The organism is Pedobacter yulinensis (assembly GCF_003029735.1).
GTDB classification, from domain to species: Bacteria; Bacteroidota; Bacteroidia; order Sphingobacteriales; family Sphingobacteriaceae; genus Pedobacter; species Pedobacter yulinensis.
Genome location: NZ_KZ686269.1, coordinates 1,373,559 through 1,388,364, shown reverse-complemented (window position 1 = coordinate 1,388,364; position 14,806 = coordinate 1,373,559). Strand labels below are relative to the sequence as shown.

General features: G+C 49.2%; 13 protein-coding genes. 4 read left to right on the top strand and 9 right to left on the bottom strand.

Annotated features, from left to right (window positions below; genetic code table 11):
- Positions 1-3 precede the first annotated feature (3 nt).
- Complete coding sequence (locus C7T94_RS19390) at positions 4-966, bottom strand: helix-turn-helix domain-containing protein (protein ID WP_162618683.1); 963 nt, start codon at positions 964-966, stop codon at positions 4-6.
- On the opposite strand from C7T94_RS19390, the gene nemA reads away from it, so the two are divergent.
- The 4 genes from nemA to C7T94_RS13470 all read left to right on the top strand — a co-directional run bounded on the left by nemA (position 965) and on the right by C7T94_RS13470 (position 5,478).
- Positions 965-3,142, top strand: a complete 2,178-nt coding sequence (nemA, locus tag C7T94_RS19635; RefSeq protein WP_239495015.1) for an N-ethylmaleimide reductase — start codon at positions 965-967, stop codon at positions 3,140-3,142. The genes C7T94_RS19390 and nemA overlap by 2 nt on opposite strands.
- Before the next feature lie 106 nt (positions 3,143-3,248).
- Complete coding sequence (locus C7T94_RS13480; protein WP_107215814.1) at positions 3,249-3,566, top strand: hypothetical protein; 318 nt, start codon at positions 3,249-3,251, stop codon at positions 3,564-3,566.
- Positions 3,541-4,194 carry an alpha-ketoglutarate-dependent dioxygenase AlkB family protein gene (locus C7T94_RS13475; protein ID WP_239495014.1) on the top strand — a complete coding sequence of 218 codons (654 nt, stop codon included), beginning with the start codon at positions 3,541-3,543 and terminating at the stop codon, positions 4,192-4,194. Before C7T94_RS13480 ends, C7T94_RS13475 begins: the two co-directional genes overlap by 26 nt.
- Positions 4,195-4,617: 423 nt before the next feature.
- Positions 4,618-5,478, top strand: coding sequence for an ROK family protein (locus C7T94_RS13470; RefSeq protein ID WP_107215812.1), 861 nt, complete (start codon positions 4,618-4,620; stop codon positions 5,476-5,478).
- 167 nt (positions 5,479-5,645) lie between these two features.
- Here C7T94_RS13470 and C7T94_RS13465 read toward each other — a convergent pair whose 3' ends face one another.
- From C7T94_RS13465 to C7T94_RS13435, 8 genes are all read right to left on the bottom strand, one after another.
- A complete protein-coding gene (locus C7T94_RS13465; protein WP_107216122.1) occupies positions 5,646-6,980 on the bottom strand; it encodes a Gfo/Idh/MocA family protein in 1,335 nt (444 codons plus the stop codon).
- A 292-nt stretch (positions 6,981-7,272) separates the two neighbouring features.
- A complete protein-coding gene (locus C7T94_RS13460) occupies positions 7,273-7,452 on the bottom strand; it encodes a hypothetical protein (RefSeq protein ID WP_107215811.1) in 180 nt (59 codons plus the stop codon).
- A 203-nt stretch (positions 7,453-7,655) separates the two neighbouring features.
- Positions 7,656-7,991 carry a hypothetical protein gene (locus tag C7T94_RS13455; RefSeq protein ID WP_107215810.1) on the bottom strand — a complete coding sequence of 112 codons (336 nt, stop codon included), beginning with the start codon at positions 7,989-7,991 and terminating at the stop codon, positions 7,656-7,658.
- A gap of 115 nt (positions 7,992-8,106) precedes the next feature.
- A complete protein-coding gene (locus C7T94_RS13450; RefSeq protein ID WP_107215809.1) occupies positions 8,107-8,532 on the bottom strand; it encodes a response regulator in 426 nt (141 codons plus the stop codon).
- Positions 8,516-9,601 (bottom strand): hybrid sensor histidine kinase/response regulator, encoded by a 1,086-nt coding sequence (locus C7T94_RS13445; protein ID WP_107215808.1) that lies wholly within the window; start codon positions 9,599-9,601, stop codon positions 8,516-8,518. The genes C7T94_RS13450 and C7T94_RS13445 overlap by 17 nt, the downstream gene beginning before the upstream one ends.
- A gap of 24 nt (positions 9,602-9,625) precedes the next feature.
- Positions 9,626-11,776, bottom strand: a complete 2,151-nt coding sequence (locus C7T94_RS13440; RefSeq protein ID WP_162618682.1) for a sensor histidine kinase — start codon at positions 11,774-11,776, stop codon at positions 9,626-9,628.
- The gene (locus tag C7T94_RS19385) at positions 11,769-12,464 is read right to left on the bottom strand and encodes a hypothetical protein (RefSeq protein WP_162618681.1); all 696 of its coding nucleotides are present in this window, start codon (positions 12,462-12,464) and stop codon (positions 11,769-11,771) included. Before C7T94_RS19385 ends, C7T94_RS13440 begins: the two co-directional genes overlap by 8 nt.
- Positions 12,465-14,762 carry an Rv1355c family protein gene (locus C7T94_RS13435; protein WP_107215806.1) on the bottom strand — a complete coding sequence of 766 codons (2,298 nt, stop codon included), beginning with the start codon at positions 14,760-14,762 and terminating at the stop codon, positions 12,465-12,467.
- Positions 14,763-14,806 lie beyond the last annotated feature (44 nt).

Genomic DNA, 14,806 nt, shown 5'->3' with positions numbered 1-14,806 from the left:
AAGTTAAGACGAACGCAACGCAGAGCGGTATTTGCCCGGGCTTTTACCCGTTAGCCGCCGCACATACTTATTAAAATGACTGAGGTCTGTAAAGCCCAATTCTGTGCTGATGACCTTGATGGGCAGTGTACTGTAGCTTAACCGGTTTCTGATCAATTCTATTTTATAAGCCTGTATATAGTTGCGGAGTGTCTGGCCGGTTTCACGTTTGAAAAACGCACCCAGGTAGTTGACTGAGAAGCCAAACCTTTCGGCCAGCGCTGCAGACTGGATTTTTTCGTGCTCGTAAATGTGTTCATGAATGAAGTGAACCAGTTCAGAAAACCGGGATGATCGGGTTCTATCATACTTAGCCGCCCCGTCCGGGCGGTTTCTGTTCAGGATCAGAAACAGCGACTGCATGAGTGAATAGATCAGTTGATTTGTGCTGTTTTGTGTTTCTTTCCACTCCAGGTTAATCAGACCAATAAGTTGTGCCGCCTTCGGGGCATCTGTCTGCCCGAGCCTGATCACGGTTCTCGTGCTGCCGGCATGGAAAAGCAATTGGTCAATGTCGCGGTACAGCCGGTTTCCAGGTTGTATATTTCCGACATCACGCGGATAAACGTTGGTGAATTTCAGAAAGGTAAAAGTTGTTTCGGCCTCAATGCTGAAGTGGTGATAGTCGCAGGGGGCCAGCAGGAAAATGTCGCCCGCCTGGTAAGGAAATGCCTGATCAGATACATGATGAATGCCGTTGCCGGCGTGAATATAGATGATTTCAAAATGGTTGTGGTTGTGCACGGGGTGTTCCAGGCACCCGCACAAAAGTGTGAGATCTTCAGGTAATCCTGTTGTATATACTTCTTCATCCTTATAAAAGTACCAATTAATAGCAGAAATATACCAGTATGGTTTTTCACGTCCCCGGAACTTTGTCTCCGGTCTGCGTGTTGCGGTGCGCTGGCCTATAAACAAAGGAAACATGAAAAATCTACTTTTTAGCGAACACCGGCTTGGCAGCATCAGGCTGAAGAATCGCATTGTGATGCCGCCCATGACCAGGTCGCGGGCGGGAGCGGGTAACGTGCCGACACCTCTTATGGCTGCTTATTACGGGCAGCGCGCGGGCGCCGGCCTGCAGATTACTGAGGGAACACAGATCAGCCAGCAGGGACAGGGCTATGCCTGGACGCCGGGCATCTATTCTGAGGCTCAGGTCGCAGGCTGGAAGCAGGTTACGGCCGCCGTTCATGCGGCAGGAGGTGTCATTTTTGCGCAGCTCTGGCATGTCGGCCGCCTGTCGCACCACAGCCTGCAGCCCAATGGCGGGCCGCCGGTATCATCATCAGCGTTACTTGCACGGGGTGTTCGTGTCTTTATTGATCCCGAAAACGGGGGCGCAGAAGCCGCAAACGGTGAACAGGTGCAGCATGATATGCCCAGGGCGCTAGAGACCGCCGAAATTCCGCTTGTTGTGGAAGACTTTGCCAGGGCGGCGGCAAATGCGCTCAAGGCCGGTTTTGACGGTGTGGAACTGCATGGCGCCAACGGTTACCTGATCAATCAGTTCCTTGATTCAGGCGCCAACAACCGCACCGATGCTTATGGGGGCAGCCTCGAAAACCGGCTCCGTTTCCTGGAAGAGGTAACACAAGCCGTTATCGCTGTGGCCGGGGCAGACCGGGTCGGCGTCAGGATCTCGCCGCTCACAACGCTGAACGGCACAGTCGATGCGCATCCTGAAGAAACGTACCTGGCGGTTGCCTCCATGCTCGACCGGCTCGGTGTTGGTTATCTGCATGTGGCCGAAGCGGACTGGGACGATGCACCGCCAATGCCAGACGCGTTCAGGGAAAGCCTTCGCCAATGCTTTAGCCGCACGATCATCTGCTCAGGTCATTATAACAGCGCTAAGGCGGCGCATGCCCTACAGGCGGGTTGGGCTGACATGATCGGCTTTGGCCGGCCCTTTATTGCCAATCCGGACCTTCCCGCCCGACTTGAAGCAGGGGTTCAGCTGGCAGAACCTGATCCTGCCACTTTTTTTGGCGGTGGGGCCGGGGGGTACACAGACTATCCGGTTTACAGCGCCGCATCGGCAGGTAAACGCAAGCCGAAAACGGCATTGGTGGTGGGCGCTGCGGGCGTGATCGGGCAAAACCTCGTGCAACACCTGCTTACGCTGCCAGACTGGAACGTGACAGGTGTGGCGCGCCGGCCAATGCCCGGATGCGGAAATGTCAGGTATATACAGGCTGACCTGCTTGATGCGACAGATACACGTCAGAAACTGGAAATATGCAGCGAGGTAACGCACGTTTTTTATGCCGCTTACCAGGACCGGCCGGGCTGGGCAGAACTCGTTGCTCCCAATATGACGATGCTGCAAAACGTTGTGACAGCCATTCAGGAAATTGCACCCGGACTCCGGCACATCAGCCTGATGCAGGGGTACAAAGTGTATGGCGCACACCTCGGCGCTTTTCCGACCCCCGCCAGGGAGACCGATGCCGCGCCCATGCCACCTGAATTTAACTATGCGCAGCAACAATGGCTTGCCGGACAGCAGGAAGGCAGGGCCTGGAACTGGTCGGCGATCAGGCCCTCGGTTGTAGGCGGGAGTGCATTGCACAACCCAATGAACCTGGCGCTGCTCATTGCCGTTTATGCCAGTATGTTAAAAGAACTTGGCCTGCCTTTGCGGTTTCCCGGCAAGCCCGGTGCCTACCAGGCCTTATTTGAAATGACCGATGCGCGTTTGCTGGCCAAAGGTACCGTATGGGCTGCCGAACGCGAGAATGCGGGCAACCAGGCGTACAACATCAGCAATGGTGACTTGTTTCGCTGGAGCCGGCTCTGGCCGCGCATTGCTGATTGGTTTAGCATGCAGGCAGGGAACCCGCTTCACATGTCGCTTGAGGTTATGATGGCCGATAAAAAGCAGCTGTGGTCGGCCATGCAGAAAAAGTATGGCTTGGTAAAACACGATTATGACAGCTTGTTTTCCTGGGCCTTTGGCGACTTTGTTTTTTCGTGGGATTATGATTTCCTGGCCGATGGCAGCAAAGCCAGAAGGGCAGGATTTCACGAATATGTGGACACAGAACAGATGTTTTTCGAGCCTTTTGAAGGCTTCAGGAGCGATAAAATCATTCCCTAACAAAGAATGAAATTACCCAGAAATGGTGAATTCAGTTGATTTGCTAAAAAAATTAGTATATATTTGTTTGTCTCCGGGCATCGCACGGTCCGGGGCAACATATATTATGACAATTACTGTACTGCCGATATTTGATACCGATTTCAGGCCGGAAGCGGGCCTGGCAAAGATTATGAACGACCGGTTAAGCCGCGCTGCAGCAGAGTTACGTGACCGCCATCTTAAAGATTTGGAACAGGTAGGCCGCCGTGACGACGACCTGGTCGTCTACCTGAGTTACAACAGCAAATTTACGGTGCGCTGGCGGGTCGTGAATGACGTACCCCCAGAGGTCGAAGCGCATGTGGCAGAGGTATGCGGGGCTCTGGGTTATATTGCCTGGAAAATCGCCGGCCTGAATGTCTTTAAAGGGAATGGAATGTAAAATGGGTCAGCAATTGAGTTTTTTTTGTGACTCGGGTCAAAGCTCCGCCTTGCCGGATGAATTGCTCGAGTACCGGCCGGGTTTCCTGACAGGGCCAGTGGCCGATGACCTGTTTACTTTGCTTCATGAAACTGCTCCATGGCAGCAAAGACTGGTAAGAATGTATGAAAAAGATGTTCAAACACCCCGTTTAACCGCTTGGTTTGGTGATGAGGAGGCGCTTGAAGTAGTGGAGAAAACGATCAGGCCATTGGCCAGGTGGACACCCGAACTCGAGGCGCTTCGCAGGCAGTTGGCCGTCCTAGCCGGTGTTGCTTTCAATAGCGTTTTGCTGAATTTATACCGCGATGGCCAGGATTCTGTGGCCTGGCACAGCGATAAGGAGACCATTATGGGTTCTCATCCGGTCATTGCCTCGGTTTCGCTTGGGCAGGTTCGTACATTCGACATCCGCCGCAAGGCAGACCATGCAGATAAATACGCGGTCAGGCTTGAGCATGGCTCGCTGTTGCTGATGAAAGGGAAGCTGCAGCAGGACTGGGAACATCGGGTGGCTAAGTCCACACAGCAAATGGGCCCGCGCATTAATCTTACTTTCAGAAAGGTCGTTAAACCCCGACACAACTGATATGACGGATCTCATGTTAAGCTGCCTGGACGTTTCATACAGTCGTTTAAACAGCAGCCGTGTCATCGTCTTTCATTATTGCTGCGGTTACAGCTTAAGCCAGTGCAAAGTAGCATTGTAATTGGTAAAGATTGACGTGAGTGAGGGCTAAACAGTAGTGTTGCAACGACAACCTCAGCATTGCTGTGGGCCGGCACAAAGGGAAGAGTTTGGTTCCAAATAGCGGCTGCGCTTGTACGGTCCCAACGCTTTTTTGTTCACGTGCGTAAAAAGAGCACTAATAATCAGCGTCATAACAAAAAAGACTGCCGAAGCTCCTAAAATAAATTTCAGGTTTGCGTAAAATACGATATTTTAGCTAAATCGTTTTTTTATTATCTGGCGAAGGACGGAACAAACTATCATTAACAATTACCGCACAGCATGGAACACATCGTTATGGGAGTGGATATCGGAGGCTCTCATATTACAGCAGAACTGATTGATTTACAGAAGAAACAGGAAATAGAAGAGACGTTGGTCCGAACGAAACTTGACTCGCATGCTGCTGCAGAAGACATTATTGAAAACTGGGCAAAAACCATTGAGCAGTCGATGGAAGGCTATCCGATCAAGCCAAAAAAGATCAGCATTGCCATGCCCGGGCCTATGGACTACAAGAATGGCATTTGTAAGATTAAAGACCAGGACAAATACCCGGCTTTATACAACAAGAACATCAAGGAAATGCTGGCGCGCAGGCTGAATTATGATGTTTCTGCAGTTAATTTTATGAATGATGCAGCTTGTTTTCTAAAAGGCGAGCTGTTTATCGGCAGCCTGAGCGGCTTTGACGAGGCGATCGGTCTGACCCTTGGCACTGGCCTCGGCACTGCACATACCACGAATGGCGCCGCTTTTGATTCTGACCTGTGGAAAATGCCTTTCCAGAAAGGAATCGCTGAAGATTATATTTCAACCCGATGGTTCGTTAAACGTTATTTTGAATTGAGTGGCATTCAGATTGCCGACATTAAAGACCTGGTAGACCACCACCAGGATTCACCTCATTTCAAGACTGTTTTTGCAGAGTTCAGCGAGAACCTGGCAAAGTTCATTCATAAATTTATCCGCAAGAAAATGCCGCTTGCTGCGGTAATAGGCGGAAATATTGTGAAAGCCGAAGCGTTTTTCCTGGAAGATACCCGGCGCCACCTGGCTAAGCTGATGGGCTACAGTTTCCCGCTGAAACGCTCGGAACTTGGGGAAAAAGCCGCACTGCTCGGAGCCGGCACCAGTTTTTAACTTTAAATTAATTTTAGTTGGAAAATTTGACTTAAAGTTGGTAACTTTACGCAAGTTACCAACTTTGGCGGGCTCGTGCTCTGTTCTGCATAGCCTGATACCCAATTACATCAGGCAGCTGGCCGTACCAGACCAAACCATATGTATCGTCGCTCCGAAAGCTGCCGCTACGAAATCTTTGGCAGGCTGTACCCATTGTGGTAGGGAGCCATCAGGTACCTCGAATTGATTTTTCTGTCTGTGAAAAGACCTTTTTCCGCATTCCAGCTCAGTTTTTCGCCACTCCGGTATGCAATATTTCCCATCTGAGCTATCGTAGCTACGTGTGCAGCATCCTTAATGGAACAATTCAGTGCATCCTGCCTGCGGGAGCGAACGGCTGCAAAGAAATTGACCATGTGTTTATCCAGTCCGTTGTCTTTTGATTTGGTGAAGGGAACAGCTGCTTTTTGTTTGCTTTCTTTTTCTTCCAGCACTTCCCAGCCCTGGCGGCCCAGTACAAGCGTGCCATTGTTGCCGATATAGGCAATGCCATGGTCACGGTTGTAGGAGCCGTTGCCAATCCCCATGGCCGAATCCCAAACCATATTAAACTTATTAAATTCATAAAGGGTAGTCAGGGTGTCGGGCGTTTCCTCGTACAGGTCAGGGTAAGCAAAACGGCCCCCAAGTGCTGAAATCGTTTTCGGCAACGGCATGCCCATACCGATCAGCGCATAGTCGATCACATGGACGCCCCAGTCGGTCATCAGCCCCCCTGCGTAATCCCAGAACCAGCGGAAATTGAAATGATAGCGGCTCGGATTAAATGGCCGTGTTTTGGCCGGGCCAAGCCACATCTGGTAATCGACGCCCGGCGGCACCGCCGTGTCCGGTACGACAGGGCCTGGTTTCATCCAGCCCTGGTAACACCAAACCTTTACTGTGCGGATTTTGCCTAATTGCCCGCTCTGAACAAAATTGACTGCATCTTTAAAATGCTGCTGGCTGCGTTGCCACTGTCCGGCCTGGACAATTTTGTTGTAGCGCTCCTGTGCTGCTACCATTTGCCGGCACTCAACAATCGAATTGCCTGCGGGTTTTTCAACATACACGTCTTTACCTGCCTGTACCGCATGAATCATCATCAGCGCGTGCCAATGGTCGGGTGTGCCGATGATCACAGCGTCAATATCTTTATTATCGAGCAGTGCCCGGTAATCGCCATAAGTTTTCACCGCCGATTTATCGATCTTCATGCCCGCAAGCTGGGCAACGCGCTCACCAAGCACATTTTTGTCAGAATCGCACAGTGCAGCAAGCTGCACACCAGGTACTTTTAGTGCTGCCTGCAAATCAGACCAGCCCATACCCTTGAGGCCGATCACGCCGATATTGATCCGATCGTTTGCACCGATAATGCGGCGCCCGATGGCAAAAGCTGGTTGATCCAGGGCAGCCATCACTGCTGTTCCGCCAGCTGCAAGTGCAGTATTGCGGATGAAATTGCGTCGGTTTAACATATTGGTATGTTTTAGGTAAGCGGAGGTCACACGGACCTGACACTTTAAGTTAGAAAAAAATCCAGTGCCGCGGGTAATCAGATCTTAGAATGGTAAAAAAATTGCGCCGGGTTATGGCGAAACAGCTCAACAGGAAACTGAATTACATGGCTACTTTGCCTTACAGCGCTCGCGTTTTAGAGGCGTCGCCCGATCCAGCTTTCCCGTTAAGTGCAGTTTATGTCAGAATGGTCCTGTCTGAGGGTTTGTTAAAAGAGATGTATTTAGCAGGATAGCGATATAAACAGGGACGTTATGCGCTGTGCAGGCTGCAGGCCTGGTGTTCATCGAGCAGGCGTCGGAAAGATTCAGGATCTTCAGGCTCGTAGTTCACGATCTCGCCCGAGTCAAGCAACAAAGTAAAAAGGCCAGCGTTGACAATGTATTTGGTCACTTTTTGCGGAGGATAGGCAAAAGCAGATTTGGTTTCCATAGGATGATGATTTAGCTCAAAAACACGGTGGTTTTCATGCCTCCAAATTACAGATAATTGTCATATGCCGAAAGCAACGCAACTGCAGGCAAGTGCCTGAACCTTTGTTCAAACGAGTGTATTTTATTCACAATTGCCCGTAAATATTTGTTTATCAATTATTTATAAAATGAACTAAATGAACAAAATGCATATTAGCTCCATTAGGAGTGAGATTTTTGCAAGACTTTTTTTTCAATAGCTGCGCCGACACGTTTGGCTGCAAAGGTAATCCCCAGGCGCTGCAGAAAACCCTGCCTGGGAAAGAGTTTCAAGGCCAGCCCGGAGAGCAGTTTGCCTACCGGGTTTTTAATGGTCAACACTGGTGCAACCGCAGTCATCGGCGCGAGCGACTGCTCAAGCACCTGTGCAGGAACATGCTCGAGTAGGTGGTAGCCGTCGAGCTTCAGTGCTTTTTCCTGCCGGCGAAGCTCAAACATTAAGCGGGTTTTCTGGATCTCGAGCGTATTCAGGTCTTGAATGGGTAGTCTTTTTTGCATGATTTACAGGATCAGGAAACAACAGTTCACTGAAAATGCAACAGGAAAGACCGGGATGGGTTTTTGTTTTTTTCTATCTGTTTACAACAGAAAGAAGTAGAGACTGATCACCGCTTTAGTCGTTTTTAAACAGGTAGTGGCTGCAGATTTCTTTCAACTCATTCAGGTACAAGGGCTTCTTGATCAAGCGGCTCACATAAGGGTTTGCCTCTGCCCGCTTTATGTCGCCATAATCAAGCGTAGATGATAAAATAGCCAATATACATTTGTTGATGAACCGTTCATCGAGCAGTTTGTAGTGCTCCAGGAACTCGAACCCATCCATTTCCGGCATTTGGATATCCAGGAGAATAAAATCTGGCAATAAGCCAGGTTCATTCAGGTTGCGCTGCAAATATTTAATGGCCTCCTCACCCGAGCGGCACATGGTGATATGCTGAAACAGTCCTGACAGCGTGATGATCTTTGAATTGATCTTCAGGTCGATGTCATTGTCATCGATCAGCATCACCCGTTTTTGGCTGCTAGCTCTGTTTTCCATTTGGAATAGTGATTTTGAAAGTTGTACCGCTTCCCATATCAGACATCACTGAGATTCGTCCGTTGATCTTATTCAGGGCTTCTTTAACGATAAATAATCCCAGACCGCTGCCATGGTGGTATTTGCTTTTAAAAAACTGACTGAAAATCTTTTCAAGGTGTTCATTCAGAATACCTACGCCGTTATCAGTAATGGCAATGTCAGCCGCTTCCTGGGTTACGTCAATGGCAATACTAACCGACTTGTCAACCGCGCCAACTTTTTGATATTTTATCGCGTTAGAGATCAGGTTGCCTAGGATAACTTCGATCCGGAAGGCATCGCCATAATATTTTACGTCCTGTTTGATGTCAATCGAAAAGTGCGTCTCTTTGTCAGAAAAGGAGTGGAGTTCAACCAGTTCAGGGACAAGCGTTTTGAAATCGATCTCAGAATTCTCAGCAGCCGACTTGTTGTTTTTATAATACTGAAGGGTTTTCTGAATGTAGTATTCGAGTTTGTTCGAACAGGTTTCGATCAGTTTCCAGTATTCTCCGCTTGAATTAAAAAGCCCCTCCATCTTGACCAGGTTAATAATGCCAATTACCGAAACCAACGGAGCCCGGAGCTCATGAGAAATGCTGTAAATGAACCGGTTCAATTCGTCGTTCGTCTTCTCAAGTTCTGAGATTTTGTTCCTGAGGTTGATCTTGGACATGTAGGCATCGAACGCGTTCTTGATCGAATTGTGCAGTTCGAGGTCATTCCATGGCTTTTGAATGTAGCGGTAAATATCGCCGTGATTGATTGCGTCTGCCAGCGCTTCGATGTCGGTATAACCGGTTAAAAGGATTCTCGTGGGGTCGGGATGGCTCGTAATAATGCTTTTGAAGAATTCGACGCCCGTCATCTGGGGCATTTTCTGGTCGGCTATGATGACATGAATGGGAACGTTATCCAGGATTTTTAGCCCTTCGGCCGCAGAAATTGCTGTGTAGATCTCGTACTGCCGCCTGAAGCCGGCTTTAAATGCATGAAGGTTATTTTCTTCATCGTCGATGTAAAGAACCCTGATTGTAGAACTACTCATAGTTGGTTTCCTCTTAGCTATTTATTACGCATTTACTGGCAATGTAATAATAAATTCTGTTCCAACATTTATTGTTGATAAAACTTCTATTGTGCCCTTGTGTGTCTCTATGATACGAAATACGATGGATAAACCAAGCCCGGTTCCCTCGCCTACGCTCTTGGTGGTGAAGAAAGGTTCGAAAATCTTATTTTTCACTTCCTCGGTCATTCCCGTGCCGCTGTCTTTGATGCTGACTGCTACGCGGTCGCCCAGGTTTTTAGTCGTGATGGTCAGGAACTCCTCATCCCGCTGTTCAGGCTTATTTTTTATGGCATAAATGGCATTGGAGATCAGGTTCATGAACACCTGGTTAATCTTGCCAGGCAGGCATTCAACCTTTGGCAGGTTGTCGTAATTTTTAATGACCTGCAGGTTGGAAGGATAGATGTTACGCACCAGCACCAAAGTTGAGTCGAGGCCTTCGTTCAGATCGACGGGCTTGGTATCGTTTTCATCCAGCCTGCTAAAATTTTTCAGGCTGCGGATGATCTCGGCTGTGCGCCGGGCACCTTCACCGATTCCTGATAATAAGGTGTTGATCTCATCGTTGACAAAACCAAGGTCGATCTGCCGTTTAAAGCTATTAATGGCTTCCAGTTGCGGATTAAGCTCTTTTTCAGGATCGATCTGTTCGTACATTGATATCACCTCGCGCAGGTCTTTAATGTCGAGCTCCAGCGGTTTGATATTTGATGTGACAAAGTTAATCGGGTTATTGATCTCATGCGCAATGCCTGCAGTCAGCTGACCAAGGCCTGCCATTTTTTCGGCATCGACCAATTGACTCTGCGCATCTTTCAGGTCTTTCAGGGTCTGTTCGAGCGAGGCGTTGGCGCTTTGTAATTCAACGGTACGCTCATTTACCTTGCGCTCCAACTGAATGTTCTGTTCCTTGATGAGGCGCTCGTTTTCCTGGAGCACACGCAGGGCTTCTTCCTGTGACTGCTCTTTCTCTTTCCGGTACACGTTGATCTTGTCTGCAAGTGCGAAAGAGAGGAGTGTAACTTCTACCGCAGAGCCAAGCGGCATCATGTTGTACGTAATCGTGTTGTACGGCAGCAGGTTGTAATCTTTCAGCACAAAAATACAAAGGCCGAGCAGGAAGAACGACCAGGCTATGATAAAATATTTTGCCGGCTGAAAACCTTTGGTATGAACACGCCATGCCGTATAAAGCATCGTAATTGCAATAACTACGGCAGTAACTTGCAAGAGTTGGTAAGACAGGTTCAAATTGCCTATAATGGCAAAAATACCGGCTATGCCGTAAGGCACATAAAAGATATTCAGCCACCGGTGCAGTTTGGGCACGTAAATGTCGCTATGCAAAAAGCGCTTCATAAATTCAAGCGCAGAAAGGGCAGCCAGCGGCGTAAGCAGGTAAACTGCGTAGGTCGCAACCACCGTATTATCGGGCCAGAGGTATTTAAACGTAAATCCCTGAAAATTCGCCTGGAGCAAACCGATAAAGAAAATGTAAATAATATAAAAAAGATATGTGTTGTCTCGCGTACTGATGAACAGGAAAAAGTTGTAAATAAACATCACAATGATAATTCCTGCGTACATACCAAAGACCAGAAAGGCATCTGCATTTTTCCTGTCAATGGTGTCGCTTTTGGTGAGGATCAGAGGCACCTGGACCTGTTCACCACCGCTTACGCGGATCAAGATGGTAGCGGTCTCTTTGCTTTCTAACGAAAAGACGAAGGTGCTGAACGGATTATCAAACTCCCGGCTGTAGTAAGGTCTTGAATCTCCCATTTTCCCGGTTTTCAATAAGTTTCCTCCCTCGTCATATTGATAGAAGTCTACTTTGTCTAAGGTAGGCAACGGAATTTGCAGTGTAAGCTCGCGACCAGAAGTCTCGTTCCTGACCAGCATTTTGAGCCAATAGGCACTGTTGCTGATACCCAGGTTAGGTACATCAGAATCCAGGCGGATGTAATTGGTTGATCTGAAAGCTGCATCAGTCGTCAGTTTTTGCTCAGCATCTGCGAGCATGGACAGGCTTTTGCCAAAATTTGATTTGACCTGCCCGTCTGCGATTTGAATGGTATCTGCCTGTATGGCCAGGACTGCCTGGCAGGTAAGAAAAAATGCGCAGATGCTAAGAAAGATCCGTTTACTCATATGTGGGTATAACCAATTGATAATCGACTTCCAGGTCGCCTTTAGGTCCGGTTTCGATTGTGATCTGCTGTGGATTGTTGCGCAGGTCAAAAATGCGTTCCCGGTCGAATGCCTCAGCCGTTTCCAGCGTTTCGGCATTCATCTTGCGCAGCACGCGCGCAATGTAATTCTCGTTCGGGTAGACAAATTCACCAGCGTTTCCCAGGCTGTCTTCTACCACAAAACCGACCTTTCGTACCATGGGCATGGTGTAATCAGCACAGATTGTGAAAAGAGAGGCCAGCCTGATCTGGTTCACGATCGCAATACCAGCCCTAACCAGCAGGATGCTGATGCCGATACCGGCTACGCTTTTGGCATTCCACAACCCGCACAACTCGCCCGTGCCATCGTCAAAATACTGGTTAATCACCTTGCTCACAAAAGGGTCCATATAACCGACGGCGTCTTCGACCGGCAGCGGATGTACACCATCGGCAATATGAACCCGGACACCACCTACTACAGTGCCGTCTTCCGCCTCCGCTACGATCCCATGAACAGTCGGCAGAGACATCCATTGCCTGTTGTTCGTGGTGATGTTTGTAATTCCATAATCCTTCAGCACCTGCACATGACCCGCCAGGTATCTTTCACAAGTTTCTGGTTCCTTAATGGCGGTGAAAGAACGGAACGTCAATTTTATCATCTATTTTTCGCTTATATGCAAAATCTCCTCAATTGGTTTTCTAAGGGTACGGATGGTCGCTTCGTCAGCATGTGACAAGCGGAACATGAATATACCCTGCTTCTCTGAAAGGGATGAAAAAACCTGGTGCAGGTTTTGTTCAAGCGCCTTGAGTTCCTGCACCATTTTGGCCGGCATGGCTAATTCCTGTTCGTACTTCAGGCGTGCAAACATGAAAAGCGGCGCAGTAAGCGGCTGAACAGCAAGTCCGAGCGTATTTGCGAGCAGCCACGCGCGTTCAAGCGCCTGTCCGCCCTTTAAGAAATTAAGCGGATCATAGTTGGGAAGACTGATCAAACAGATTGCCGAGCTCGATGCGATGGCCTTTTTTGATAGTTTTTCAAAAGCAGCACCACCGCCCCAGCGGTTCAGCATTTTGATAACATCAGGGTTCGAGGCAACCCTCAGCCCGGTCTTGTCGGTCTCAGATAATTCAAGTGTTCGGATGTCCAAACCTTCAGTTACCGGCGCATCGCCGTCAGCGGTCCAGCGGATTTCCTTGTTATAAAAGTCAAAGTGGCCCTGCGGCAGCAGAAATCGCAGTCTTTCGGTAGCTGAAACGACATCTGCCACCCGCTGTATGTCAGCTGCGTCGGTTGTAATCTGCAGGTCTGCAAGTGGCTCTATTTCAACGACAGCCTTCAAACGTGCGGCCACATCGTCAGAGAGGGGCTCGCGGTTGCCAGGTTTCCTGTTGGTTAGGCGCAGGTCAAGACCGCTCCTAAGTTCGGGTAAATATTCAGTTGGCGATGCCGCTGACCGCTCGAAAGTGGCGATGAATTTCCGGTCGGCAGCAGGGAAGATGGTTTCTTCTAGTTCAATGCCAATCTCGGAAGCTTTGATCTTCAGGTTTTCAATGGCCGCACCGAGTGCTACATAAGAGGCGCTGTGTTTGAAATCGATCCAGGACGCAGATTGTTTCTCATCATGGAACAGGTGCAGCCGTCCACCCAGGTAGAGCCATTTCCAGGGCTGCGTATTTCCGCCCGATGGTGCAAAACCCGCTGCCGTAACCAATTTTTCCATTTGTTCCTTTTCAATGGGAAGTTCGGCCGGAACAGCTGCGAAACTCAATGCCAGGTGTTCCATTTCAGCTTCCGTCAGTTCGGGTGCACTATGGTCGATATACGTATATTCGTTGTCTTGTTTCTTTTCTTTATCGCCAACCAAATCTTCCAGATCAACAAAGTACCGTCCCGATTCGTGGTATTGGTCCAGGATAATGCGGCGGCACACATCTGCACCCAGCGCCCCGCCCAGCGTTACAGACGATGCCAGCTGCGGCCAGGTAGAAATCGACTGCCCGACCTCGACCATCGAGGCCTTAAGCCGTGTCGATATCGTATCGATGCCGATCATGGCAAGCAGGAAAGGCACCTTATCTTCATTCGTTTTCAGGTATTTTACCTGTGTATGGTCCAGGTGATCGATCATGCCATGCAGCAGCGGCCGGTCCGGTTCCAGGTCAAACCGCTCCACATCCAGGGTACCGCGATCACTCGTGTCCATGACCACCGGAATTTTCAGATCGCGTGCCATGTAACGCAGCAGGATCTTAATGTCAAGTCCGTCGCACTCGTCGACGACAATGTCCAGGTTGCCCCCTTTGGTAAAGAAATCGCGCATGTTTTCTTCTGTCATCCCGTCGGTATAACAGGTTACTTTCAGGAAAGGATCGATCTCCTTGATCTCGCGGGCCACTATAACAACCTTCGGCACGCCGAGGTGGTGAACCCCAGTACGGATGCGGTTCAGGTTGGTCAGCTCCAGCAGGTCAAAATCTGCAAGGCGGATCTCGCCGAAACTCCGCTCCATGGCCATGGTAATGGAAATCGATTGCCCGACAGAAAGGCCGACCACGCCGATCTTCTGTTTGCCCAGGATATCCCGCTCTTCGGGCGTAATTTTATAAATGTTGCGGTTGGTGCGTACCTCGACGAACTCCGCTTCATCAAGCAGGTGAACCAGGCGTTCGCTCCAGGGGTAATAAACCCAGACGCCGTATTCAAGCATGCTCATGCTGCCGATGTGCGCAGCCTTGAGCTGCTCCAGCTCGGTGTCTGACGGTTTGGCCTTTGGCCGCTTAAGTTTCATCAAATCATCCAGTTGGGTCGACAACTGGTCGTGCACCTGGATGAACGGTTTGCTTTTCAGGAGGCTTTCCAGCGACTTACGGTCTTCTTCATTATAAATACGAAAGAATTGAGGCTCAAAAGAATGTATTTCATCTTTTGATAAATGTTCAAGTAAAAACTCCATTGCAATAAAAATAGGGGGTTGTTTGTTTTTTAGTCTGCGTGTCA